The organism is Mycobacterium sp. 48b, from assembly GCF_048282725.1.
Lineage (GTDB): Bacteria > Actinomycetota > Actinomycetes > Mycobacteriales > Mycobacteriaceae > Mycobacterium.
Genome location: NZ_JBLVUL010000001.1, coordinates 7,212,137 through 7,237,264 on the forward strand (window position 1 = coordinate 7,212,137; position 25,128 = coordinate 7,237,264).

Below are 25,128 nucleotides of genomic sequence, written 5' to 3' on the forward strand. Positions count from 1 at the left end.
GCACGACGGCACATCGACTACCTCAGCGTTTCACCCGCGGCGAGTCTGCATCAATCACCGGAAGCCCACGCCGTCGCGAGACGGGCTTTCGTCTTGCCGATAGCTCCCGATTCTGCCGGTCTTCACCGGTCGAATCTCCGGCATAGTCGAGGATCACAATGCGAGCGCGCCTGATTGCAGAGCCGCGACCACGCCGCCGTCGACAAGCAAATCGGTGCCGGTAATGAAGGTGGAGTCGGGACCGAGGAGGAATTCGACCGCAGCAGCGATGTCGGCCGGGGTTCCGATGCGCCCAGTTCCCGACGATGAAATCATCGTCCGCATCAACTGGCCGGACTCAGCGGCGAGTTCCTGTTGGCCCATGGGCGTCGAGATGACTCCGGGGCTGACCGAGTTGACCCGGGCGCCCTTCTTGCCCCAGGCCACGCTAGCCCGCTGGACCCGCAATTGGTTGGCCCGCTTGGCAATCGCGTACGCGGCGGCGGCGTCCGACGACGTAACGACCGGTAGGTCGAGCAGCTCCGAGGAAGGTGTGTCTGCCAGCGCGGCGGCGATTTCGGGAGCGATGGTGGGTGCGGCGATGGCACCGGCCATGCTGGCGATGTAGACGCCTGATCCGCCGGCGGCGATCACCTCACCGAATACATCGAGGCTATGTGCAACGCCGACCAGGTCCACCCGCCAGATGGCCTCGCATGGCGCCTGCGCCCCGGATACTCCGGCGGTATGGGCGACCTGTTTGATCGGGCCGAGCGCGGCCGACGATCTCGCCAACTCGGACAGCGACTCGCGGTCGGAGACGTCGACCACGACTTCTGTCACGTCGTAGCCATCAGCGCACAGCGCTGCCCCGACGCGATCCAGAGTCTCTTTGTTGTAGTCGGCGATGACTACTCGTTTGCCGCTACCGAGGCGGCGGGCGATCGCCTCCCCCATGCCACCTACACCGACAACGACCAGCACATCAGTCATGAATTACAGATAGTGTAGTACGCGCCACACTGATGTGGGGCGCCGCCAACCGCGACCCCGTCCGGGCTGCCACCTGGTCGGTTCATTGACCCAAAGGGTTCCTCACGGTGCAAACAGCTCGATGAGGTGCCGCCGCATCACTTTGCCGGTCGAAGTTGTCGGCAGCGCTGCGACGAAGCGGATGAGCCGGGGCCGTTTGTAGGCCACGAGGCGCTTACTCGCATGCGCAAACGGTTCATCCTCCGTCGGCGGAGTGGCGCCGGCGGAGGCGACGTAGGCACAAGCACGTTGGCGTGTATCCGGCTGAAATCGAACGGGTACTCGGCGGCGCACGACAGTGTTGCGAGGGTTGCCGTGGGTCTGGGTTCCAGATCAGATCAAGGGGTTTGGAGCCGAACTGCGCCGCAGCCATAGCGAGCAGGTCCCGCGGACTTTCCACCTTGAGCGTCCCGAACAGATGTTGACGCAGTGAACCACGGGGAAACGCCGAGCGGTACGCCCGTTTGGGCGTACCGGATGGCTCCGTGTCCGCTGCAAACCGCAGTCAAAGGGGCCACGGGTGTGGTCGTAAAGCGTTGTCGCCCGTCTCATTGCTTGACGGGTTGGGCTTCATGCGGAGGCGACATCGATAGCTTGTCGCGGGCATTGCCGCGCCGCGTCGAGCACGCGGTGCTGGATAGGAGGCTCGACGACGGGCTGTAGCACCGTCAATTGGTCCTGATCGTCCAGATCGAAAACCTCGGGTGCGAGGCCGGAACAGACTCCGTTGGCTTCGCAGAGTCCCACATCCACACGAACACTCATCACATCATCGGCCACGGAAACCTCGATTATCTGCCGGCCGCCGCGATACTCAGCGCCGTTCGCCTTCACTTGTTCTCTGCCAGCTCTCATGTCGCTAACTGCAGTTCGACCTCCTCCTCGGGATATCGACGCTGCATTTGCGGCGGTGCCATTCTGGCGGCGATACCCGGAGTGCCGGTACACCCTTTCAGGTGTACCGGCAGCGTCCGTACTGAAAGTGGACCAATCGTCGGTCGCCCGGATTCGAGACCGTGCCGCCGCATCCTTGGCAGCAATCAGCATCAACAGCCCAGTTCAGTGACGGCCCGCTGAATTCAAACGGGGCCTCAACGGCCAGCTACGGCTGCGCCGGTCGCACCCCGGCTACGCGATTCGGCTTCAGTAGCATCACTTACCGTATATTCAACAGTATGTACGACGATCGAGGCCGGTCCAGAAGAAGTACCATCGCGGGCGAGGGTGAGACCCAACTGCTCGCTCACGCCGTGAAGACCAGCTGGGAGCCACTCGACACGCTGCGGATCCGCTGATGTCCCATCCCCTTTCCCGACGGATCAGCGAGATTCTGGATCTCGATCCCTCAGCCAATGCGGTCCAGTACGACGGCCAATGGTCCACCTGGGGGCAGATCGGCACAGCCGCACGGCGCATCGCTACCCTGGCCGGGAGCGGACGGGTCGGGATCATGTTGCGCAACACTCCCGTTCACGTCGCCGCGCTGCTGGGAGTGCTCGAAGCCGGTGGCACCGTGGTGGTCATCAACCCCTCACGCGGAGACGCACGAACCCGCGCTGACATCTCCACACTCGCCCTGCCGGCGATCGTCGGTCTCGCCGACGATCTCGCCAACCTCGCCGCCCCCTCTGCGGGCACCAGGCTGATCACCATCGCAGACCTCGACAGCGAACCACTCGCCACGGGAGCGCCGGCCACTGACGCAGGCCGCCCCGGTGTCGCGGTGTGGATGCTGACCAGCGGCACCACCGGACCACCCAAGCGTGTCGACCTGACCTACACCATGCTGGCCCGCAGCGTGATGGGCCGCGAAGACGAGAACTCGCCCACCCCAACGCGACTGCGCAAGGGGGTCGCGATCGTGAACTCGCCTCTGGTCCACGTCGGCGGTGTCTTCCGGATCCTGCTGTGCGTCACCGAGGCGAGACCGTTCGCGCTGCTTCCGAAGTTCGACCTACAGCGCTGGGCCGACGCCGTCCGCGAACACCAGCCACGCGCGGTGTCCTTGGTGCCAGCAGCCCTTCGCATGGTCCTGCACTCCGACCTCACACGCGATGATCTCGCCGGCATCCGAGCTGTCACTTCGGGGACAGCGCCGCTGTCAGCCGACGACGCGGATGCCTTTACCGCGAAGTTCGGCATTCCGGTACTGACGTCCTACGCCGCCACCGAGTTCGGTGGCGGCGTGGCGGGTTGGACCCTGGCTGATCATGACCAGTACTGGACGACCAAACGCGGCAGCGTGGGCCGGGCCAATCCCGGTGCTCGGCTTCGCGTGGTCGATGGCACTGGGCGGCCACTAGGCCCTGACGAGCAAGGTCTGCTGGAAGTCATTCCGGCCCAGATGGACACGGCTGAGTGGTTACGCACTACCGACCTCGCGCGCATCGACGCCGACGGGTTCGTCTGGATCCTCGGACGGGCCGATCAGGCGATCATCCGCGGCGGTTTCAAGGTGATGCCCGACGATGTGCGCACCGCATTGGAAGCTCACCCCGCGGTCCGCGGTGCCGCCGTGATCGGCCGCGCCGACGACCGCCTCGGCGAGACACCGGTCGCGATGGTCGAGTTACACGGACAAGCGACGACGGCCCAGCTGTCCGAGTTCCTGACCGCCAGGCTGGCCCGTTATGAAATCCCCACCGACATCGCCGTCGTCGACGCGATCCCGCGCACTCCGTCCGGCAAGGCCGATCTCGGCGCCGTCCGCGAATATTTTCTTCAGCGGCCGACAGGGGCGCCCGCAGCTATCCGGCCGCTGGCCGGTGTCCGCATCATCGAAATCTCCAGTTTCGTCGCGGTACCCCTGGCAGGAATGACGCTGACCCAGCTGGGAGCGGAGGTGATCCGGGTGGACCCGGTCGGCGGCGCCGCCGACTACCTGCGCTGGCCGGTGACCGACGACGGAGACAGCATCTACTGGGCCGGCCTGAACAAGGGCAAGCGATCCGTCGCGGTGGACATGCGTTCGGAAAAGGGGCAGGACCTGGTGGCCCGGCTGATCGCCGAGGCAGGCATACTGATCACCAATGTCTCTGGGCGGCAGTGGCATTCATATGAAGCATTGGTGGCCTCACGGCCAGACCTGATCCACGTGGAGATCTCCGGCCGCGCCGACGGTAGCACCGGCGTCGATTACACGGTCAACGCGGGCCTGGGGTTTCCTGTGGTTACAGGGCCGCCCGGGCTCGATGTTCCGGTTAATCATGTGCTGCCGGCTTGGGACGTCGCGTGCGGACTCTATACCGCGCTGGCAGTCACCACCGCACTGCGGCACCGCGACGCCACCGGCCAGGGTCAGCAGATCTCGATTCCTCTGGAGAACGTCGCGCTGGCCACCGCAGGAAACCTCAGCTTTCTGACCGAGGTGATGATCAACGGCTCGGATCGGCCGCGCATCGGCAACTCGATCTACGGCCAGTACGGACAACAGTTCACCAGCGCTGACGGCGCGGCGTTCATGATCGTCGCGCTCACCAGGCGGCACTTTGAGGATCTGGCTGAAGTCAGCGACAACACCAAAGCGGTTGCGGCACTAGCTGAAACACTCGGCGCTGACTTCACCGACGAGGGCCAGCGCTATCACCATCGGGACGCGCTGACGGGCCTGTTCACGCCGTGGTTCACTACGCACACCGCTGAGGAGATCTGCGCCGCGCTGTCGGGCACGTCGATCTTGTGGGAGCGTTACCGCAGTTTCGCCGAGGCGGCCACCCACCCGAAGGTGACCGCCAACCCGCTGTTCACCAAGTTGGATCAGCCCCGCATCGGCAGCTATCTGGCGCCCGGTCTCCCAGTGGCCATCGACGGCGTCTACCCACCCGCCGTGCCCTCGCCCACACTTGGTGACCACACCGCGCAGGTGCTAGCCGATTCGCTGGGACTCGGGCCAGGCGAGATCGCCCGCCTGACCGAAGCGGGCACCGTGGCGTAGACGCGCTCGCTGCTACCCGGCGGAAGCCGTTCGATAAGGATGCCGGCAACGGCGGTGTGAACACACCACAGGCGATCCTGCGATCACCGTCGTCGAATTCGCCTGGCTACCGCTGCGCGGTGTCGGCGATTTCTAGGGCGCCAAGCTTCTCGGCAGGAAGGCCCGTAGGACGCCCTCGTCGCCCCCGTCCCGTTCAAGGCTTGGAACAGCCGCAAGGCTCATGCAGATGCGCGTCACCCAATCCACCAGAGTCCGAGTCGGCACGTCGCTACGAACCTCGCCGTCATGTACGGCATCAGCCAACCGGCGCGCAAGAACGTTGTCCAACAACGCCTGCCAACCTTCGGAAGACTTCGTGGCCAAGACAGTGCGAGCGAACTCGTCGGGAGATATCAGTGCACTCATCACCGGCGACTCCCGGGAAAGCCGAAGGCTCATAACGCACGCATCGATCAGTTGGTCAATGAACGGTTTATCTGTCTGCCAACAACGTTCCGCGGCCTCCAACACCGCATTGGTGGCGCGCAGGTAGCAGGCCGCAAGCACCGCTTCGCGGTTCGGAAAGTAGCTGTAGACGGTGGTGCGGTGGATGCCGGCCCGAGTGGCGATATGTGTCATCTTTGACCGCGCAGGACCCATTTCGACGTAGCACTTTTCGGCCGCGTCGAGAATCCGTTCCCGGGCTTGCGCTTCATCCAACGGCAGATCCGCGCCCCACGCCGGGGCTCGCTGCGTTTCACGCGACGTTGGCATAAATCGACGGCGACCTTCTCCACGTCAAGTGGTGTCGAAACCTCCAGTACGTCCGCGATCATAGCCACCGCGGCGCCCGACAGGTCCTTACTGCGGTCGAGCGCTCCAAATGCGCGACAGCTCCAGGACAGTGTCAGCGAGCGCGTCAATCATCTCAGCGCGATCGACGGCCACGAACTGAGCTTGCACCGTGTGCCACCCGCGGTCGAGCAAACCTTGCAGGGCCGAGCCAACAACCTCGGGAGAATGCGCCCCCTCTGGTGCTACAGCCTGGCCGAGCGACCAAGCGACCCGTGTCTGCATCCGCATGTTGCCACGACGGAACTCATCGTCTGTGGGCGCTGAAACCGCAGCCGACAGGGCGAAAGCTCCGAAACCGTCCATGTACGTGAAGTAGTTCTCGACAAACTGCCGAACGTCCTCGTAGCGGTAGGGAACATCGAAAGACTTCCACATCGCCAACACAGCGCGCAGTTCCCTGTATGCGCTATCGCCGAGGAGACCGAAGATCTCACGCTTGTCGCTGAAGTGCCGGTAAAAACCAGCACGCGAGATCCCTGACGCCTCGGCGATCGCGTTGACCGTGGTAGCCCCGTAACCACGTTCCAGGAACAGCTCTCGACTAGCCGCAACGATCGCGTGCCGCGTTCGTTGGCCACGCGTCCCCGCGATGCCGTCGGTCCCGCCATTCAAACTGAACATCTTCCCCATCATAGTGAGACATAGGTGTCACATCAGATAACACCTGTTCAAGTTGCGTTTTGGGTAACACTTTCGGAAAAAGTTTGACAGTGTCGTTACGACAGTTATAGTCAAAGTGTAGTGAGACTATCGAGAAGAAGGTGATCGTGGCTCAGTTCACTGGTGCGCCCATTTTTGACGCCGATCAGCACATGTACGAGACCGGCGACGCGCTGACGAAATTTCTTCCCCCCCAGTACCAAACGGCGGTTCAGTACGCTCAGTTCGGGCATCAGACCCGGGTGGTCATCAACAATCGAGTCACCGACTTCATCCCCAACCCCACCTTCGAACGGGTGGCCGCCCCCGGTGCCCACGAAAAGTTCTTCGCTGGCGAGAACGTCGAGGGGCAAACGCTGCGTGAGATGCAGGGCAGGGCGATTGAGGCACCCTCGGCCACTCGCACTCCGCAGGACCGGGTCAAGGAACTGGACCGCCAGGGTGTGGCCGAGGCGCTGAACTATCCCACCTTGGGCAGCTTGGTGGAGCATTCCAGCGCGGATGATCCGGCGTTGACGCTGGCGATAGTCCATGCACTCAATGAATGGATCCACGAGCATTGGGGCTTCAACTACGAGAACCGGGTGTTTACCACACCGATCATCAACCTCTCCGACGTCGATGCCGCCCAACGTGAACTGGCCTGGCTTCTAGAGCGCGGCGCCAAGGCTGCCTTGATCAAGCCTGGCCCGGTAAACGGCCTGCACGGCTGGCGCTCACCGGCGCTTCCCGAGTTCGATCCGTTCTGGCGGGACGTCGAAGCCGCCGGGCTGCCCATCGTGTTGCACGCCAGCTACCCGCCGCTGGACGACTATGTCGGCAAATGGGAACCGCCCTACACGCAGAACTTTATGACGCAGAGCGCATTCCGCTGGATGGTCCTGGGGCACCGCGAGATCGCGGACATGATTACTGCCCTCATCTGCCACGGGACGCTGACCCGGTTCCCCAAGCTTCGGGTAGCCAGTGTGGAGAACGGCAGTAGCTGGATCTTCCCGTTGTTCAACGACTTTGAAGATCTGCAGAAGAAGATGCCTCAGAACTTCCCCGAGCATCCACACGACGTGTTCCGCCGCAACATCTGGGTCAGTCCGTTCTGGGAGGGATGCGTCTCCGACGTCGTCAACACCGTCGGCTGGGACAAAGTGCTGTTCGGCTCGGACTACCCACACCCCGAAGGCCTGCCCGAACCCAAGGGCTTCTGGAAGTACGCCGAGGGAATGGACGTACGCCGCACCTATGACTTCATGGGTGACAACGCCCGCCGCTTCATGGGCCTGCCGATCGCCAACCCAGATCCCACCGCGACCCAGCCACCCCAGCTAGCTCAGGTGTGAGTGCCAAGGGCCACGCGTCCGCGTAGAACAACTCGACCCGCAACCATCCGCTCAGGGCGGCAGATCCTGCACGCCACCACCGTCTTGCCTATCGGGAAGGGGCAACAGTGAACAAAGACGACATGATCTTGATCAGCGTCGACGACCACATCATCGAACCGCCGAACATGTTCAAGAACCATCTTCCGGAGAAGTACCGCGACGAGGCGCCCCGGTTGGTGCACAACCCCGACGGCAGCGACACCTGGCAGTTCCGCGACACGGTGATCCCGAATGTGGCGCTCAACGCGGTGGCGGGCCGGCCGAAGGAGGAGTACGGACTGGAGCCCCAGGGGCTCGATGAGATCCGCAAGGGCTGCTACGACCCCAACGAACGGGTCAAGGACATGAACGCCGGCGGCGTGCTGGCCACCATGAACTTCCCCTCGTTCCCGGGTTTCGCAGCGCGGTTGTTCGCCACCGAGGACGCGGAGTTCTCGCTGGCACTGGTGCAGGCCTACAACGACTGGCACATCGACGAGTGGTGCGGATCCAACCCCGGACGGTTCATTCCGATGGCCATTCCGGCGATCTGGGATCCGCAGCTGTGCGCCGACGAGGTGCGCCGGGTATCGAAGAAGGGCGTGCACTCGCTGACCTTCACCGAGAACCCGTCGACCCTGGGCTACCCGTCCTTCCACGACCTGGAGTACTGGAAGCCGTTGTGGGAGGCCCTGGTCGACACCGACACCGTGATGAACGTGCACATCGGCTCGTCGGGAAAGCTGGCGATCACCGCCCCGGATGCCCCGATGGACGTGATGATCACCCTGCAGCCGATGAACATCGTGCAGGCCGCGGCCGACCTGCTGTGGTCCGCACCGATCAAGGCATACCCCGGCCTCAAGATCGCGCTGTCCGAAGGCGGCACCGGGTGGATCCCGTACTTCCTGGACCGGGTGGACCGCACCTACGACATGCACTCGACGTGGACACACCAGGACTTCGGCGACAAGTTGCCCTCGGAGGTGTTCCGGGAGCACTTCATGACCTGCTTCATCTCAGACCCCGTCGGCGTGAAGAACCGCCACGAGATCGGGGTGGACAACATCTGCTGGGAGATGGACTACCCGCACAGTGACTCGATGTGGCCCGGAGCCCCCGAGGAGTTGAGCGCGGTGTTCGAAACCTACGAAGTTCCCGACGACGAGATCAACAAGATCACCCACGAGAACGCCATGCGGCTGTACCACTTCGATCCGTTCGCCCACGTCCCCAAGGAGCAGGCGACCGTCGGTGCGCTGCGTAAGCAGGCAGAGGGGCACGACGTCTCCATCCAGTCATTGTCGAAACATGAGCACGAGTACCTGGAGCCGACCATGGATGCGATCCGCGTCGCAGCGCGGTCAAACATCAGCGACTAACCGCAGCACCCGATTCCCATTACGGGGGTTCTAAGAGATTCGAACGTCGCGACCGATTGGATTCACCGCTTCATGCAAATACCACTGTCACAAGAGATCTCAACATGGCCGGAGGAGCCCGCTCAACTGTTCGGCAGTAAGTGCACGCATTGTGCCGCTGTGACATTTCCCCGCCAACATTGTTGTCCCCGCTGTAGTAGAGAGCAGATGGCCGACATCCTGCTCCCCCGCCGCGGAACCCTGGTGGCCTGGACGACACAACAGTTCGCACCTGGGCCTCCGTACAAGGGGCCTTCTGGCAAGGATTTCGTTCCGTTCGGCGTCGGCCTCGTCCAACTCGGGGACGCCATTCGCGTTGAGGGCCGGCTCACCGAGAGTGACCCCGACAAGCTCAAGTTCGGCCAACAGGTTGAACTAACGATGGTGCCGTTCGCAACCGATGACACCGGCAACGAGATCATCACGTTCGCCTTCCAACCGAGTCAGGAGTAAGTCATGCGCCATTCAACGAACGAAGTGGCAATCATCGGCGTTGGCTTGCACCCCTTCGGCCGCTTCGAGGGCAAGACAGCGATGGAGATGGGCGTCGACGCCATCTCAGCAGCGGTTCGGGACGCCGGCATTGAGTGGAACGACGTCCAGTTCGCAGCAGGCGGCAGCTGGACCGTTGCGAACCCAGATGCCATCGTGGGAATGATAGGCCTGTCAGGTATTCCTTTCACCAACGTGTTCAATGCGTGCGCCACCGCAGCTAGCGCCATCAAGACCTGCGCTGATGGTATTCGGTTGGGCGACTACGACATTGGTGTTGCGGTCGGGCTCGACAAGCATCCCCGTGGCGCGTTCACCGAAGATCCGGCGTTGGTCGGAATGCCTGCGTGGTACGCCGAGAACGGCCAATACCTGACGACTCAGTTCTTTGGCATGAAGGCCAACAGGTATCTCCACACCCATGGAATCTCACAACGCACCTTGGCCAAAGTTGTCAACAAGAACCTCCGCAATGGTGAACTGAATCCAAATGCATTCCGTCGCAAGAGAATCGATGAGGACGTCATACTCAATGCGCCGATGCTGAACTACCCGCTGACGCAGTTCATGTTTTGCTCGCCGGACGAGGGTGCAGCCGCCGTAGTGATGTGCCGCGCCGACATCGCTCACCGCTACACCGCCAAACCGGTATACCTGCTCGCCACCGAGATCCGCACCCGCCAGTACGGCGCCTACGAGGTGAACACGACCTTCGCCCCGATCGACGAGACCGAGTCACCCACCGTGTACGCAGCACGGGCGGCCTTCGAGAAGTCCGGTATCTCGCCCGAAGAGGTCGATGTCATTCAGCTGCAAGACACCGACGCCGGAGCCGAGATCATTCACATGGCCGAGGCCGGCTTCTGCGCGCACGGTGATCAGGAGAAACTGATCGCCGATGGCGCAACCGAGATCGGAGGGGCGATGCCGGTGAACACCGACGGCGGCCTGCTCGCCAACGGTGAGCCCATCGGAGCCTCTGGATTGCGACAGGTCCACGAGATCGTTCGGCAGTTGCGCGGCGAGGCCGGCGACCGGCAGGTGCCCGGCGACCCCAAGGTTGGTTTCGCTCAGTTGTACGGCGCGCCGGGCACCGCGGCAGCAACGATCCTCGCCACCTAGCGGGAGCAAAGATGACCGCAAGCCAGGAGACCACCGGCATCCTCGCTGGTGAGCAACGCATGCTCATTGACGGTGAGCTTGTGCCCGCATCAGGTGGCGCGCTCTTTGGCGTCGTACACCCGGCGAACGAAGAGGTCGTCGGCACCGTCGCCGACGGATCCGTCGGCGACGTAGATCGCGCCGTCACGGCCGCGGCCCGGGCGTTCGAACAGACGAATTGGGCACGCGACGTCGAGCTGCGCTATCACTGCCTGACCCAGCTGCATGACGCACTGCAACGCAACACAGATCGGCTGGTACGGCTGCTCGTCACCGAAGTCGGCTGTCCGATCTCGACCGCCCAGGTGCAGGTCGCCGGCGCCATCGCCGAGGTGAAGCATTGGGCACAGCACGGCCGGACGTTCAGATATGTTCAGGACACCGGAATCCATCCGGCGCCGATGGGCACTGCACGGCGGCTCACGCATCACGTTCCACTCGGTGTCGTCGGAGCGATCACGCCATGGAACGTACCGCTATACCTCAATCTCGCCGAGTCGATTCCGGCGTTGATGGCAGGTAATACCGTCGTGCTCAAGCCCGCTCAGCTGACCCCTTGGGAGGGCACCGAGCTCGGCCGGATCGTCGCCGAGGAGACCGAGATCCCGCCCGGGGTCTTCAATGTGGTGACCTCGAATGCCAACGAGGTCGGCGCCGCACTCAGCGCCGACCCGCGTGTCGACATGATCACGTTCACCGGCTCCACCGCCACCGGCCGTGCCATCCTCGCGGCGGGGGCGTCCACCGTGAAGAAGACCCTGCTCGAACTCGGCGGGAAGTCAGCACACATCTACCTCGACGACGCGGACTTCGCTCGTACGCTGCCGATGACCGCCACGATGGCCTGCGTGATGTCTGGCCAGGTGTGCACTCTATCAAGTCGGATCTTGTTGCCTCGCAGACGATATGATGAGGGCATCGCGATCCTTAGGGCCGCCATGGAGTCCACTCCAGTTGGAGATCCCTGGAACCACAGCATCATTCAGGGTCCGCAGATCAGCGCCATGCAGCGGGCCAAGGTACTCGGTCTCGTCCAGTCCTCAATCAGCGCGGGCGCCCGCTTAGTCACCGGCGGTGCAGTCCCAGCCGATCTTCCAGTCGGGTACTTCGTGCAGCCGACATTGCTGGCCGACGTCGAACCCGCCTCACAGATCGCACAGGAAGAGATCTTCGGCCCAGTACTGACAGTCACGCCGTATGACACCGACGACGAAGCCGTGGCCATCGCCAACGATTCGATCTACGGTCTGTCTGGTGAGGTGACGGGCAGCGACCTCGACAGGGCGAAGTCCGTCGCGCTGCGGATGCGAACAGGAAACGTCACCGTCAACGGTGCCAGCCACTTCGGCATCACTAGCCGATTCGGGGGCATGAGGCAAAGCGGTCTCGGCTACCGCAACGGCGATTCCGGATTCCTGGAGTACCTGCACGGCAAGACTATTGGGTTGCCCTCCTGACACATTGCCCCACGGTCGCTGTCACCAGTACGGGCGGGGCAACGACACCGAACCACGTACCGACACGTAGCGGCCGGCAACGTAAGAGCGGACCGCCGCACCAGCTCGGGTCTGCGGGCACGACATCAAGATCGACGAAGGAAGGGTGCAACACCATATGAGCGTGCTGGATCGGTTCGAACTACGACGCGAAGACTACGGCCTTCCAGACGAGCAGCGTGAGCTGCAAGCGGCGTACCAGGACTTCTTCAAGAAGTCGTGCTCTATCGAGGCCGTGTGGGCCGCGGAGGCGAGCGGGCACGACGCCGCGCTATGGGAGCGACTGTGTGCCATGGGTGCCACGACCATGGCACTGCCGGAAAGCGACGGCGGCGACGGCGCCACCTTGATCGATCTGGTAGTGCTGGCCGAAGAGGTCGGACGCTCACTGGCGCCGGTGCCATGGATCGACCACATCGTGGCGGCGCGCCTACTATCGCGGCTCGGAATTCTGCGCAACGGCGGCGAGTTCGCGGAGGGCGTCGTTGCCGGAACGCAAATCCTCGCATTCGACCCTCGTCTCGGCACCCGGGCCGGTCGACGACTCGTTCCTACTGCCGGGGCGGCTCAGCATGTGATCGTCCCTCAGGGGGAACACCTGATCCGGTTGACCTTGGACGAACCCCTGCCGAACGTGCCGAACTTGGCGCGGCTCCCGATGGCCTGGGTGGATCCGGAACGCCACCAGAACAAAGTCGTGCTGGCCTCGGGTCTCGACGCCACGGTCGCACATCGACGCGCACTCGACGAGTGGCGACTGCTGACCGCAGCCGCGTTGACCGGCGTCGTTGATGAAACCACCCGCGTTGCAGCAGAGTTTGCGAAGTCACGTTTTACCATGGGCGTCTCGATCGGCGCCTTGCAGGGCATCTCACATCCGTTGGCCAACAACGCCATCGTCGTTGAAAGCGGTCGAAACCTGGCCCGGCGCGCAGCATGGTACTTAGAGCACGAGCCGGATACCCGACCGGAACTGGCTGGTGCGGCATTCGTCTACCTGGCCGACGAGGCCCCCCGCGCGGCCACGATTGCCGTCCACGCTCAAGGAGGCTTGGGCGTGAGCACCGAGGCGGCCAGCACCGCCTACCTGGTGCGTGCCCGCGGATGGGCACTGGCGGCAGGCGATCCCGCCGACACCGCCAAGTACATTGGCCGACTCGTGGCCGCCAGAGAATCGATCGAAGGTGACGCCGGCGTGGCAGAACCACGGCAGAAGGTGGAGGCCTGAATATGGACTTCTCACGGGTCCAGCTGACCGACGACCAGGCCGAGTTCCTCGGTGAGGTACGCAGTTTCCTCGATGAGCACATCACCGATGAAGTGCACGAGCGCGAACGGGCAACAGGCGACAACTTCGACGAAGGTGTGCACCTCGCCATGGGGGCGGCGGGCTACCTCGAGCGCGAGTCGCGGCCGGAGTCCGACGGCGGGTTCGACCGTGTCCGTCGGCGGATCTGGGAGCTGGAGTTACGGCGCTACCACGTGCCGTGGGTGACTTGGGGCACAACGAAGTTGGTTGCGCGTACGGTGGAGCGGGTTGCGCGCCCAGACGTACAGGAAGAAGTGTTGCCACGGGTGTACTCAGGCCACGTTCGTCTTTGCCTTGGCTATACCGAACCCGAAGGGGGCTCAGACATCGCGACCTGTAAGACCCGCGCAGTCCGCGACGGTGAGCAGTGGATCATCAACGGCTCGAAGATGTTCACGACAGGTGCACACAATTGTCAATACGTCTTTCTCATCACCAACACCGATCCGGACGCGCCCAAACACGCGAGCCTGACAATGTTCCTCGTGCCGCTGGACGCTCCTGGTGTTGAGATTCAGGGTCTGCGGACCATCGACGGCGATCGGACCAACATCGTGTACTTCAGCGACGTTGCCGTCGATGATCGATACCGCTTGGGCGACGTCAACGGTGGTTGGATGGTGCTGCGCGGGCCGCTGGACGACGAACACGGCGCAGTGTCTGCCAATACCGATGGCCTGCAGGATGTTTCGATACTCAATCACCAAGCCGGGTTCCTGTCCGCCGCTTTGGACAGCACCGCTGCGCTGGTCTCGCGGCGCGATGAGAGCGGATCGCCGGCCATCGACGACGATTCGGTCGCCTACCGATTGGGCCACGCGGTAGCGCGCGTCGAAGCAGGACTAAGCAGTCCCAACATCTTCGGCAGGGTTGCGCAAGCTCAGGCCATGCGCGATGTCGCGCCGCATCTCATGGATCTTCTGGGCTCATCGTCCGCGCTGCCGTACGGTGCCGACAGCGCCGCAGACCAAGGACAGACCGAGTACGTCTACCGGTTCGCACCCTTGGTCGGGATCTATGGAGGGACCCTGGAGGTCTTCCGAAACATGATCGCCCAATACTCCTTGGGATTAGGTAAGCCCGCCTACGGAAAGCCTGCACAGAAGGCGAACTGACGACCACGGCGACGCGAGCAGCCGTAGCACGGACACGGTGCGCTGATCGTCCAGTATCGAGAAATTGAGGAAACATGGTTGCTGGCCGCTTCGTTGGAAAAACACTGTTCATCTCCGGCGCTAGCCGAGGTATCGGTTTGGCCATCGCCAAACGGGTGGCCTCCGAAGGCGCCAACGTCGCTCTGATCGCAAAAACTGCCGAGCCCCATCCCCGTCTGCCCGGAACGATCTACACCGCAGCTGCCGAGATCGAGGCAGCAGGTGGCCACGCGCTACCGCTGGTCGGAGACATCAGGGACAGTGACACGGTCGAAGCTGCGGTGGAACGAACCGCGCATGAGTTCGGCGGCATCGACATCTGCGTGAACAACGCATCGGCGTTGAATACGGCTTCCGTACTGGAGGTCCCGATGAAGAAATTCGACCTCATGAACGGAATTCAGGTACGCGGCACGTATGCGGTGTCGCGGGCATGTATACCCCGCATGAAGGGTCGAGACAATCCGCATATTCTCACGATGTCACCACCTATCAGGCTTGAGCCGGAATGGCTCAGCCCGACTGCCTACATGATGGCTAAGTTCGGAATGTCGCTGTGTGCGCTCGGGTTGGCAGAGGAACTGCGCGCAGACGGCATCGCGTCGAATACTCTGTGGCCGCGTACCTCGGTGGCGACTGCGGCGATCCAGAACCTTCGGGGCGAGGGACCGATGAGGCAGTCACGTAAACCCGAGGTATGTTCTGACGCTGCGTACGAGATTTTCAATAAGCCAGCGCGTGAGTACACCGGACAAAGCTTGCTGTGCGAGGACGTCCTGGTCGAGTCGGGTGTGACCGATCTGTCCCGCTATGACTACGCGCAGGGCAACGAACTCCGGATAGACATGTGGGTCGACTCTGCCAATCCTCCGGGGTACACCCACCCACGATAGCGACGCTGGCTTGTTGCGTTCGCCGCACCAGAGGGGACGATCCGAGCTACTCGCACCGATCCACGTGATTTACTGTATACCTATCGGTATGGGTTTCGTGTCTGCGTCAGAGCAACGAGGTAGCGCATTAACCCGTACTGCAAATGCCGTGGCGCCGGCGTGTCTGTCCAGAGTCTCGGGATTACCGAAGAAACTCTCGGCACCACGACCCGACGATGGGGAGATGTCTTGACCGCCCAGAAATCTGGTCGGGAGCGCCAACTGGGCCGACGCGATCGCGGGTCCATCACTCCGGAGTATCTGATCGGCGGCGCCTACACACTTGCAGAAGAAGTTGGTCTCGACAATCTGAGTATGCCGACCCTCGCCAAGTATCTCGACATAGGCATCACCAGCATCTACTGGCACTTCCGCCGAAAAGACGACCTCCTCGACGCGATGCAGGACCGGGCGATTGCGCAATTCGCCAGCACGACTTGGTATGTAGGTCGAAATGATTGGCGCGCATCGTTGTACGCATACGCAAAGGTCTCGTGGAGGGCACTGTGCAGCAACCCGGTGATGTGTGACCTGATCCTATCCCGTGAACGCTCGAGTGAAACCGTCGCGAGACACGGCGCCGCCGATGCTGAACGGGCGGTCGCCGATCTCGTGCACGCCGGACTAACACCCCAGGACGCATGGGATACGTACAACGCCATCACGATCCACATCAGAGGCTCGTTGCTCATTCGCCGCATATACGACCGGCAGTTCCGCACAACCGAAGTACCTGCCGAGCGTGCCGAAGACCGATCGGCGGCCGAGGGCTCCGAGACGGCAAGCCTTCGACGCAACGTGCCCGACGAGCACCTGTTCGAGTTCGGGCTGCTGTGCATCCTCGACAGCGCCCAGCAGCGCATCGGAGCACGCCGAACTGGCCAGTAGCCCAATCTGCCACGATCATTCGATAGCAGGCCGTCCGTCTGAACCGCACCGATCGTGTGTCACGTACTACGTTTTGCATGAAATGCAGCGTCAATCACGCACCGCATGAGCCCCAGCTTGAGCGAGGCACGGACTTCACGTACCTATTATCATGTCAACTGTATTACCAACAGTATGACTTCACAGATAGCGACGATCGCGACGAACCCTCGCACCGTGTGAGGGCCAGCAGGCGTCGCGTTGCCTCCTTTTCTGTTGTCAGGAAACATCGATAGGGCGAAAACACGATGACCAAGCGAGCAGATCGCGAGCGCAAGAAAGCGCGCCGTGACCGCGGCTCGATCACGCCCAAGCAACTGCTCGACGGCGCATTCGCCCTGGCAGAAGAGGTAGGTATCGACAACTTCAGCATGCCCAGTCTGGCCAAGCGCCTCGACGTAGGTATCACAAACATCTACTGGCACTTTGGTCGGAAAGGCGCCCTCTTGGAGGCGATGAGAGACCGAAGTGTCGCCGAGTTCGCCCGCAGCACCGCATACGGCGAAGGAGACGACTGGCGATCGGCACTGTCGGCCTACGCGACAAATGCATGGAAGACGCTTGGCGCCAACCCCGTAATGTGCGACCTGGTCCTGTCCCGGGCACCAACAACTTCGGCAGTGGCGCAGTACGGCGCAGAGGATGTCACGAAAGCAGTTGCCGATCTGGTCGATGCCGGGCTGCCGAAAGCAGACGCCTGGGATACGGTGAACGCCGTGACGATCCACATTAGAGGATCGATGCTTCTACGACGACTGTACGACAAGCAGTTTCGATCTGACACCATAGGTTTCCCCGCTCATCCCGAAGTCCCGGCATCGAAGGCTGACACACTCGATTCAGTGCCGCGCAGGCGAGGAATACCAGACGATCGGCTCTTCGAGTTCGGTCTCAATTGCCTCCTCGATGACGCCGAGCGCCGAATCAGTGACGCCTCCACTTGCTGACGGCTTGCGTTGACCGCTGGAGCCCGATTCAAGCGATTTCATGATCCCCGAAGACCGGCAACGTCAGCCGACCTATGCGGCCCAATTCGCCGAGCGCCGGCCGGAGTGCACGCCGTGAGCACAATGCGATGCCAAATCCCGCCAGGTGACTCAGATGTACGGACCAGCGTGTCCTTTGAACGGAGCGGCGCGCACAGCCCAGCATAGCTACACCGACCCGCCATGTACGGTGGCAGCCACATCTGCACTCCGATACCCGCGTACATCGAAAGCGACCACGCTGCCGGCAATTTCAGGTACCACAAGTCGGCTCGCGCTTTCTAACGTCGGAGCTCCGTCGCGTCTATCGCTAGCGCAATTCCTGCGAGGCAATCGCCACTAGCTGTGCGGCACCAATCCGAATGGGCAACGCGACTGATGATTGCACACCGCAACCACTGTCGGGTGACCTACGGCTGGATACTCCTCGACGTGGTGGGGCCCCGATGCTACAGCGGCAGTGCCGCATGATCGGCTGTGAGAACCTCGCGATGGACCCAGCGCTTCGCTGTTATCGACATCCGTTGATTACCGGACGATTTCCAAACTTTCGATCGCCCTGCTGATCGACAGGCCAAGTGCAACGCCAAAGCCCTTCTGGAGCAACATGATTTCGAGAATCAAATCGTGTTGCCCTTAACGCTACGATGCACCGCTATCGCCTGAGCCCGTAGATCGCACAGTTGGCGCCCCGTCGTCGAATCAAATGTCGAGACTCGAAATGGGTTCGGGGACGTGGAAATGTTCGTCGCGCAGCCGGAACGCTTCCTTCGTGCCATGCTGCGCGCGGGTCTTGACGAAGTTGAACTCACCCGGCGAGAACTGCAGGTTGGTGCCGTAGGCGTGGAAGATGTAGCTGGCCACCTCCTCGCCCTGGTAGGCCTGACTCTGCTCGACGAGCCGGAACGCCTCCTTGGCGATCACCACACCGTCGGCCGGCATCTTGGCGGCCTTGGCCGCCCAGTACTGTGCCCGTGCCGTCAGCTGATCGGCATCGCACGTGTCGGTGAAGATGCCGAGGTGCTCGATGGAACCGGCCTCGACGATGTCCCCGGTGAGCAGCATCCGCCGGGCCAGCACCGGGCCGAGGCGGTGGAAGAACATGTGCAGGCTGCCCAGCGCCGGACCGAGGAACCGGGTGGCCGGCATCCCGATCCTGGTATCGCGGGCGATCACCGAGATGTCGGTCATCAACGCCATCTCGAATCCACCGCCCAGTGCGTAGCCGCCGATCTCGCCCACGGTGACCTTCGGGAAGCCCATGAAGTTGTGGTAGAAGCCAAAAGACTTGCGGTCCACCGTGAGTCGGCGTCGCTGGCTCGGCCGTGACTTCCGAGAAGCCTCCTTGGCTCCAGCACTCTGCTCTTCGCGCGAGCGCTCATCGCCGTACCAGCCGTACGCGTTGTTCATGTCGGCGCCAGTACTGAAGACACCCTCGGCCCCGCGCAGCAACACCACGGTCAGATCGTCGTCGTCGGCCACGATGTCGAGGTAGCGCGCGATCTCGTCGCGCATCGCGGCATCATAGGAGTTGCGCTGCTTGGGATTGTTCAGCGTGATGGTGGCGATGCGGTGGTCCGCATCGACCTCGAACAACACCCGGTCGTCTCTACCTTGGGCGATTGTCATCGCTAGTCCTTCCTGAAATTGGCTTCGCACGTTCCGCCGCGACGAAGGTCGCCTCACGCAACGTTCTCGATTCACTATTGAACGGACAGGACCGTCATCGGTAGTCGGACTGTCTGCGCACGGAACGTGGGTCGGATGTCTTACCCGAGGTACTCGAGTTCTGCAACTCGTCCTTCAGCAGAAACTCTATTTCCCGAGCCTGAGGCCGGCTTGCCACAGTTCCGTTGGCACCGGCGACTGGTAGACAAGAGGGCGCTTCACGCGCCCGCTCACCCCAGCCTGACACTCAACCGGTCTACGGTTTCAACAGAATCTTGATGGTTCCGGCATCACGTGACCGCGCCTTCTGGTAGGCCTGAACGCCGTCCTTGAGCTCAAAAGTGTCGGTGAAGACTGCCTCCGGATGGACGCGGCCCCATTTGACCAACGGGACCAACTCCGACCAGTATTTGGGGATCTCGGTCGTCTGATCCGTCCGCAGGGTTACACCCCGCAAAGCTGATTCGAACGGTACCGCAACATCGACGCCGTGAACGGCCCCCAGAATGCTCAGGGTCCGATTCGCGCCAGTCAGCTTCAGCGCGAGATCCACTGATGGTTTTGAGCCAACCGCTTCGATCACGGAATCAGCCATGTCGCCCGAAGTTGCGGCTCGCACCGCGTCTTCGACTTCGTCGGGCCCGAGGGCCACAGCTCCCAGCGCCTTGGCGCGCTCGAGCCTGTCGGGCAGTAGATCGACAGCGAAGACACAGGCAGCACCAAAGAGGAACGCTAACTCCGTGGCAATCAACCCAATCGGCCCGAGTCCAATCACTACAACGATGCCGCCTCGCGGAATGTCCGCTTGCACAACGGCATTGTATGCAGTGGGCAGACAATCGGTAAGCGCCAATGCCTGAACGTCGCTCACGTTGTCCGGGATTTTCATCGTATTGAAATCGGCGTTAGGGACTCTGATCAGTTCAGCCTGACACCCACCGAGACCCCCCGGCGTACCGTAGATGCCGAAGCCATTATTCTTGCAGCGCTTGATCTCACCTGCCATGCAGGGGCGACACAAACCACAACCGGTGTCGCCAGCAAGAAGTACGCGGTCGCCTACCGACAGACCGGTGACTCCGGAACCGCGTTCGACGACAACACCTATAGCTTCGTGACCGATCGGATAAGAGGTCGGCAGGTCGTAATCCAGAAGGTGCAGGTCACTGCCGCATATCGAGGTAGCCAGCATTTGGACAACCGCATCGCGCGGTTGCTCAATCGTGGCATCCGCCAGCTCTTCGTACTGAACACCTTTGCCTCGTGCCACGAGCCCAAACATCCCTTGCCTCTTCCCTATCCGTCGCGTGCATCTAGTGGCGATCTAGCAGCGCCGGCCAAAGGACGACGCTCAATCGCTAGCAGCTGGCATCGAACAATATGTGCCAGCGAACAAACAGCGGTACACCCGAATGGGCGTGGAGTCATGTGTCTCATGCCTCAAGACGACCCCGCGATTCCTCGCACTTGCCGGCGGAGCTGGTTTCATTTGGACAAATCAGCGCAGGAAGCGGCTAGCTCACCAGCACTAAGTCCTGCCACGTCTTGGCCGTGCCGACCAGGTTGGTTTGGTGGTACATGTGCCCATCGGATGCCATATATGCCCCACTGCTGGGGTTGTACTTCGCGACAGCTACCGAGGGGCCAGCGGTATTCGATTGGTCCGCAGCGCCGCTCGGCTGGACGGTGGAGTCTGCTTGCCCAGCAGGCGTGTCCGGACCGGGGAGTGAGGGCACTCCTGGCTCCCCGCCGACCCCAGGGGAGTCGGGCGGCGGGGCGGTGTTGTTCACCGGAGGCGGCGGTATCGGCGTCCCATCGAGGGGACCGAAGATGTTGCTATCGGGTAGGACGCGATCGTCGGGCGGTACTCCCTGGGCAATGAGGTTGGGGTCGAGCGGGGCCGGGCCCAGAGCGTGCTGGCGCATTGCCAAGGGTTGGAAAGGTTTGTCGCTGTGGCAGTCCTGAACGAAGGCTGCGCGCTTTCCGGGCACGTCGACGCACGGGAAGTTCCGCGCCCCGCGTACAGCTAGGGGTGAGTCCTGCGGCAGCTTGCAGTACAGGCCGTCGGGTGTGTCGACCTCTGTGGTGTCGGCGGGCGAGCGCCATTGCGACGGAGGCAAGAAGCCCACCGTGCACGCGGGAGGATCACCGAGAGCCATCGCGAAGTCGACCAGGGAGTGTCCGGTGGGGTTGTTGGTGCCGCCTCCGGAGAGGTCGGCGGCCACTTGCGGAGGGATGAGCACCAATATCTGCTCCAGTGCCGCGTTATAGGTAACCGCGACTTGGCCGATCGTAGTCAGATTCGCCAGCAGCACAGGCAATGTCGGCTTGATTTGGTTGAGCAGCCGCGACACTTCGTCGGCGAATCCGGGCCCGCGCTGCAGCAGCGTGCGCACCTGCGGGTCGTTTTGATGAAGCTGGTCGGTGATGCCGGCGAGGCTGCGTGCCCATGTACGTAGGTCGTCCGTAGTTTGAGCTTGCCCGTCCAGTAATGGGCCGCTGTCATCGATCAGGGCACGCGTGCGATCGGACACGGCAGCGAGATCGTGGGTAAGAGTGCTCGTTGAGTCGAGCATCGACCCCAGGTCGTAACCAGCGCCATTGAATGCCCGGTTGGACTCATCAAGCAGCGAGTTGAGCCGATCTTTGGGGAGGCTGTCGACCAGAGAGCTGAGCTGGTCGATCATGGGGCCGACGCGTTGCGGGATGGTGGTGTGGGCCATGGGAATTACCGACCCGTCGTGCAGATACGGCGGTGCCTCCGACCGTGGCTGCAGATCGACGTATTGCTCCCCCACTGCTGACATGCTGCGAACCTGCGCCACGAGGTCCGAAGGAACTTTCGCCGAGCGATCCAGCGACAGCGTCGCGCGCACCACGCTTGCATCGTGGACGTCAATGTCAGTGACCTCGCCGATGTGGGCTCCGCGATAGGTCACATTGCTGAAGCGGTACAGGCCGCCGGAAGCGGGCAACTCCAGGGTCACTGTCACGCGTCCCCATCCCAGCAGCGTCGGAACCCTCATGTACCCGAAGATCATGACGACGGCTCCGACGACTCCAGCGATCGTAAAGATGATCAGCTGCGTACGGACGAACCGTGTGAGCATCAGCCCCCCGCTTTCGGTGTATCCGTGACAGGGTGCGTCCCGTACGGGCCGGCGAAGATTTGTGAGCCGGCGGTGATTGCCGACTCGCCGGCTACGGTCGGGGGTGGGACCACCGGCAGGATCGGTCCCGTTATAGGAGGCGGGGGGCGTCCGGCGCTGGAAGCCCAGGCGGTAGCGCCTCTGACTCCAATGGAGCCATGAGCGGATCGTATGTGTGCGCGATCTGACCGGGCTCGCCCGGTGCGGGAACCAGTGCCGCACCCTCTTGACCCCACCGGGTCCCGAGGAACAGTCCACGCTTGAGGCGAGGAACGGTCAGATCAAGAATTCCGAACAGGTTCATGTAATCGCCGCGCAACCCACGGTCTATGACGTCCTGCCCGTACGGGAAGACGCTGAAGTACGACAATGCCTCGTCGAGGCCCGGGCCGACATCTGCCAGCGCGCGCAGAGTTGGTTCGAGGTTGCGCAAATTGGTTACGAGGTCGGCGTGCGTGTCATTGACCAGCTGAGTGGTGGTGTCGCTGAATGTGCGGAGCTTGTCCAGCGCTGTGGTAAATCGCGAACTTTCCCTGACCATCACGTCCAATGCCGGCGGAATCTTCCGCAGCGCCTGCGCGACGACTTCCCGTTGTCCAGCGAACTTGTCGGCAAGCCGATCCAGCGCCTGGATCGAGGCAATAATGTTGTCGCGCTGGCTGTTCAAGGTTCCGATGAAGGTGTCGAGGCGAGTCAGCAACGATCTGATCTGTTCCTGGTTTCCTGTCATCGCGGCGCTCAGATTGTGCAGAATGTCGCCGATTTGCCCGAGCCCTCCACCGTTCACAACGGCTGACAACGCCAACAGTGTCTGCTCGGTCGACGGATAGGTCAACGATCGATCCAGTAGCAAGGTCGCCCCTGGTTTCAATCTGCCTTCCGGTGCAACCCCAATCGGCGGATCCAGAGAGAGATGCATCGAACCGAGCAGGCTGGTCTGACCGACGGCAGCGACCGCGTTGGCGGGTACGACCACATCCTCGCGCACGGAGACTTCGACCTCAGCATGCCAGTCCTTGAACGACATCGGTCCAACACTGCCAACGACTACGTCGTCAACGAGAACCGGCGAATTCGACTCCAACGTACCAACATTCACCAACTGAACGTGGTAGGAACTGGCTCCGCTGCCACGTCCAACAGCTCCTGGCAGCGGCACCGAATTCAGGCCATGGTAAGCGCACCCGGAGGTACTCAGTAGAAGGCATGCGGCCACCGCAACCACGCGAGGGAGGCTGCGGGCGATCACGGCGCGGGCTGTTCGGCTGGCAGCAGCATGTCGTTGACGGTCCTAGAAGGCGTAGGGATGGGGGCTCCGGGATACAACGCCGGCGAGGGCTCCGCAGGCAGATGGTCCGGCGCGGTAGGACCGGGCACTACTGCGGGGGGCTGACCGGGCGCTGGCGGAGCCGCAGCATCGAAGGCTCCGGTGTAGGCGGACACCGCCGGAGGCGTATCTGGCGGCACTGGTGTTGCTCCACTACCGCCCGGAGCCAGCGCTGGATCGGTGTAAATCAGGTTGCCGGGGCTAGCCGACTTCATCAGATATGGGTTGACCGGGAATGGAAGGTAGTTGAAGTTGAGCCGTTGCAACGCCGGGCCGAGGTACTGGGCGCACAGTTTGGCCGTTTCGGGTGCGGTGATGTTCTCGACGGCTCCGATCGCACCGCAGATGAACCCAATTGGGCTGGACAAGTTGTTCAACACGAAGCCACCAACGTTGGTGCCGGTGTCGGGGTTGTAGATGTTGTAGCTGTTCGCCATGGCGTTGGGCGCGGCGTGTAGCAGGTTCTCCAGGTCGGTCTTGTGGTCAGCCAGCGTTTGGGTCACGTTCGCCAGGCGCTGCATCTGCTCGGCCGTTTGGTCTCGGGTGCCGGCAATGAACCGCTGCACATCGCCCACCGCCGACGACAAATTGGTCAGCGCACCATCGAGGTTGGACCGGCCGTCGTTGACGACGCTGGTCAGAGTCGCAAATCGGTTCTGGAATTGCACGATTTGGGTGTTGCTGTCGCGCAAGGTGGTCACGAACGTCTGCAGATTTGTCAGGACGTCGACGAGGTTGCCGCTGCCGTCAGCCAGGATGCGCCCGACTCCTGAGAGTTGATGGATGGCCTGGCGCAGCTTGTCGCCGTTGCCGTCCATCGCGTTGGCCGCGCTCTCGATGAAGCGTGATGCGGACCCGCTCGGCGCCGTCGCGTGGGGGCCCAATTCGGCGGCTAGACGGGTCAATTGTGTCTTGACCTCGTCCCATTCGACAGGAATTGCGGTGCGATCGACGGGAATCACTGCACTAGCCGACATCGTCGGCCCGTTGCCTTCATAGGCGGGCGCGAGTTGGACATAGCGTGCCGCAACGAGACTCTGGGCGACGATCACTGCTTTGGCCTCAGCAGGGATCGATACCCCGTGGTCGACCTGCAGTGCCACCTTCACCTGAGCGCCGGCCGGTTTGATGGAAGCGATCGTGCCGACACGGACACCGGCAACCCGCACTTCGTCACCGGGGTAGATACCGGTAACGCTGGTGAACAGCGCGGTGATCCGGGTCGGGCCGAAGTAGTTGGCGCGCAACACCGTCACGAGGCCGGCCAATAGCAGACTTACGAGTGCAATTGCGACGACACGCACTACTC

General features: G+C 62.5%; 20 protein-coding genes and 2 pseudogenes. 12 read left to right on the forward strand and 10 right to left on the reverse strand.

The annotated features are described in order from the left end of the window. Positions 1 to 153: 153 nt before the first annotated feature. The 3 genes from ACNQR1_RS35205 to ACNQR1_RS35215 form a co-directional block, all read right to left on the reverse strand. A complete protein-coding gene (locus ACNQR1_RS35205; protein WP_418050111.1) occupies positions 154 to 972 on the reverse strand; it encodes an SDR family oxidoreductase in 819 nt (272 codons plus the stop codon). A gap of 102 nt (positions 973 to 1,074) precedes the next feature. Beyond that, positions 1,075 to 1,305 carry an AMP-binding enzyme gene (locus ACNQR1_RS35210; protein ID WP_418050112.1) on the reverse strand — a complete coding sequence of 77 codons (231 nt, stop codon included), beginning with the start codon at positions 1,303 to 1,305 and terminating at the stop codon, positions 1,075 to 1,077. Positions 1,306 to 1,581: 276 nt separating this feature from the next. Further along, a complete protein-coding gene (locus ACNQR1_RS35215; protein WP_418050113.1) occupies positions 1,582 to 1,845 on the reverse strand; it encodes a ferredoxin in 264 nt (87 codons plus the stop codon). A gap of 460 nt (positions 1,846 to 2,305) precedes the next feature. Here ACNQR1_RS35215 and ACNQR1_RS35220 point away from each other — a divergent pair. Together ACNQR1_RS35220 and ACNQR1_RS35225 are read left to right on the forward strand one after the other, a co-directional pair. After that, positions 2,306 to 3,730: pseudogene (locus ACNQR1_RS35220) on the forward strand (class I adenylate-forming enzyme family protein); the annotation flags it as partial. Between the two features lie 30 nt (positions 3,731 to 3,760). Beyond that, positions 3,761 to 4,945: a CoA transferase gene (locus ACNQR1_RS35225; protein WP_418050623.1), complete on the forward strand. Its 1,185-nt coding sequence runs from the start codon at positions 3,761 to 3,763 to the stop codon at positions 4,943 to 4,945. Positions 4,946 to 5,077: 132 nt separating this feature from the next. On the opposite strand, the gene ACNQR1_RS35230 is transcribed toward ACNQR1_RS35225, so the two are convergent. After that, positions 5,078 to 5,698: a TetR/AcrR family transcriptional regulator gene (locus ACNQR1_RS35230; protein WP_418050114.1), complete on the reverse strand. Its 621-nt coding sequence runs from the start codon at positions 5,696 to 5,698 to the stop codon at positions 5,078 to 5,080. A gap of 87 nt (positions 5,699 to 5,785) precedes the next feature. Beyond that, positions 5,786 to 6,400, reverse strand: coding sequence for a TetR/AcrR family transcriptional regulator (locus ACNQR1_RS35235; RefSeq protein WP_418050115.1), 615 nt, complete (start codon positions 6,398 to 6,400; stop codon positions 5,786 to 5,788). 191 nt (positions 6,401 to 6,591) lie between these two features. Here ACNQR1_RS35235 and ACNQR1_RS35240 point away from each other — a divergent pair, with 191 nt between their 5' ends. The 10 genes from ACNQR1_RS35240 (at position 6,592) to ACNQR1_RS35285 (ending at position 17,636) form a co-directional block, all read left to right on the forward strand. Then, complete coding sequence (locus tag ACNQR1_RS35240) at positions 6,592 to 7,776, forward strand: amidohydrolase family protein (protein ID WP_418050624.1); 1,185 nt, start codon at positions 6,592 to 6,594, stop codon at positions 7,774 to 7,776. A 107-nt stretch (positions 7,777 to 7,883) separates the two neighbouring features. Then, positions 7,884 to 9,179, forward strand: coding sequence for an amidohydrolase family protein (locus ACNQR1_RS35245; protein WP_418050116.1), 1,296 nt, complete (start codon positions 7,884 to 7,886; stop codon positions 9,177 to 9,179). Positions 9,180 to 9,251: 72 nt separating this feature from the next. Next, on the forward strand, positions 9,252 to 9,671 hold the full coding sequence (locus ACNQR1_RS35250) for a Zn-ribbon domain-containing OB-fold protein (protein WP_418050117.1): 420 nt from the start codon (positions 9,252 to 9,254) through the stop codon (positions 9,669 to 9,671). Positions 9,672 to 9,674: 3 nt separating this feature from the next. Next, a complete protein-coding gene (locus tag ACNQR1_RS35255) occupies positions 9,675 to 10,832 on the forward strand; it encodes a thiolase family protein (protein WP_418050118.1) in 1,158 nt (385 codons plus the stop codon). 11 nt (positions 10,833 to 10,843) lie between these two features. Then, positions 10,844 to 12,328: an aldehyde dehydrogenase family protein gene (locus tag ACNQR1_RS35260; protein ID WP_418050119.1), complete on the forward strand. Its 1,485-nt coding sequence runs from the start codon at positions 10,844 to 10,846 to the stop codon at positions 12,326 to 12,328. A gap of 166 nt (positions 12,329 to 12,494) precedes the next feature. Beyond that, positions 12,495 to 13,595 (forward strand): acyl-CoA dehydrogenase family protein, encoded by a 1,101-nt coding sequence (locus tag ACNQR1_RS35265; protein WP_418050625.1) that lies wholly within the window; start codon positions 12,495 to 12,497, stop codon positions 13,593 to 13,595. A 2-nt stretch (positions 13,596 to 13,597) separates the two neighbouring features. Beyond that, entirely contained in the window at positions 13,598 to 14,791 is a 1,194-nt protein-coding gene (locus ACNQR1_RS35270) for an acyl-CoA dehydrogenase family protein (protein ID WP_418050120.1), read from the forward strand. Positions 14,792 to 14,865: 74 nt separating this feature from the next. After that, positions 14,866 to 15,723: an SDR family oxidoreductase gene (locus ACNQR1_RS35275; RefSeq protein ID WP_418050121.1), complete on the forward strand. Its 858-nt coding sequence runs from the start codon at positions 14,866 to 14,868 to the stop codon at positions 15,721 to 15,723. A gap of 228 nt (positions 15,724 to 15,951) precedes the next feature. Beyond that, on the forward strand, positions 15,952 to 16,650 hold the full coding sequence (locus ACNQR1_RS35280) for a TetR/AcrR family transcriptional regulator (RefSeq protein WP_418050122.1): 699 nt from the start codon (positions 15,952 to 15,954) through the stop codon (positions 16,648 to 16,650). Between the two features lie 287 nt (positions 16,651 to 16,937). Next, positions 16,938 to 17,636: a TetR/AcrR family transcriptional regulator gene (locus ACNQR1_RS35285; protein ID WP_418050123.1), complete on the forward strand. Its 699-nt coding sequence runs from the start codon at positions 16,938 to 16,940 to the stop codon at positions 17,634 to 17,636. Positions 17,637 to 18,377: 741 nt separating this feature from the next. On the opposite strand, the gene ACNQR1_RS35290 is transcribed toward ACNQR1_RS35285, so the two are convergent. From ACNQR1_RS35290 to ACNQR1_RS35310, 5 genes and pseudogenes are all read right to left on the reverse strand, one after another. Continuing rightward, the gene (locus ACNQR1_RS35290) at positions 18,378 to 19,304 is read right to left on the reverse strand and encodes an enoyl-CoA hydratase/isomerase family protein (RefSeq protein WP_418050124.1); all 927 of its coding nucleotides are present in this window, start codon (positions 19,302 to 19,304) and stop codon (positions 18,378 to 18,380) included. A 295-nt stretch (positions 19,305 to 19,599) separates the two neighbouring features. Beyond that, a complete protein-coding gene (locus ACNQR1_RS35295; protein ID WP_418050125.1) occupies positions 19,600 to 20,613 on the reverse strand; it encodes an alcohol dehydrogenase catalytic domain-containing protein in 1,014 nt (337 codons plus the stop codon). A 244-nt stretch (positions 20,614 to 20,857) separates the two neighbouring features. Next, complete coding sequence (locus ACNQR1_RS35300) at positions 20,858 to 22,453, reverse strand: MCE family protein (RefSeq protein ID WP_418050126.1); 1,596 nt, start codon at positions 22,451 to 22,453, stop codon at positions 20,858 to 20,860. Then, a pseudogene (locus tag ACNQR1_RS35305) lies at positions 22,453 to 23,741 on the reverse strand (MCE family protein). Before ACNQR1_RS35305 ends, ACNQR1_RS35300 begins: the two are co-directional and overlap by 1 nt. Then, on the reverse strand, positions 23,738 to 25,123 hold the full coding sequence (locus ACNQR1_RS35310; RefSeq protein WP_418050127.1) for an MCE family protein: 1,386 nt from the start codon (positions 25,121 to 25,123) through the stop codon (positions 23,738 to 23,740). The pseudogene ACNQR1_RS35305 and the gene ACNQR1_RS35310 overlap by 4 nt, the downstream one beginning before the upstream one ends. Positions 25,124 to 25,128: the final 5 nt, after the last annotated feature.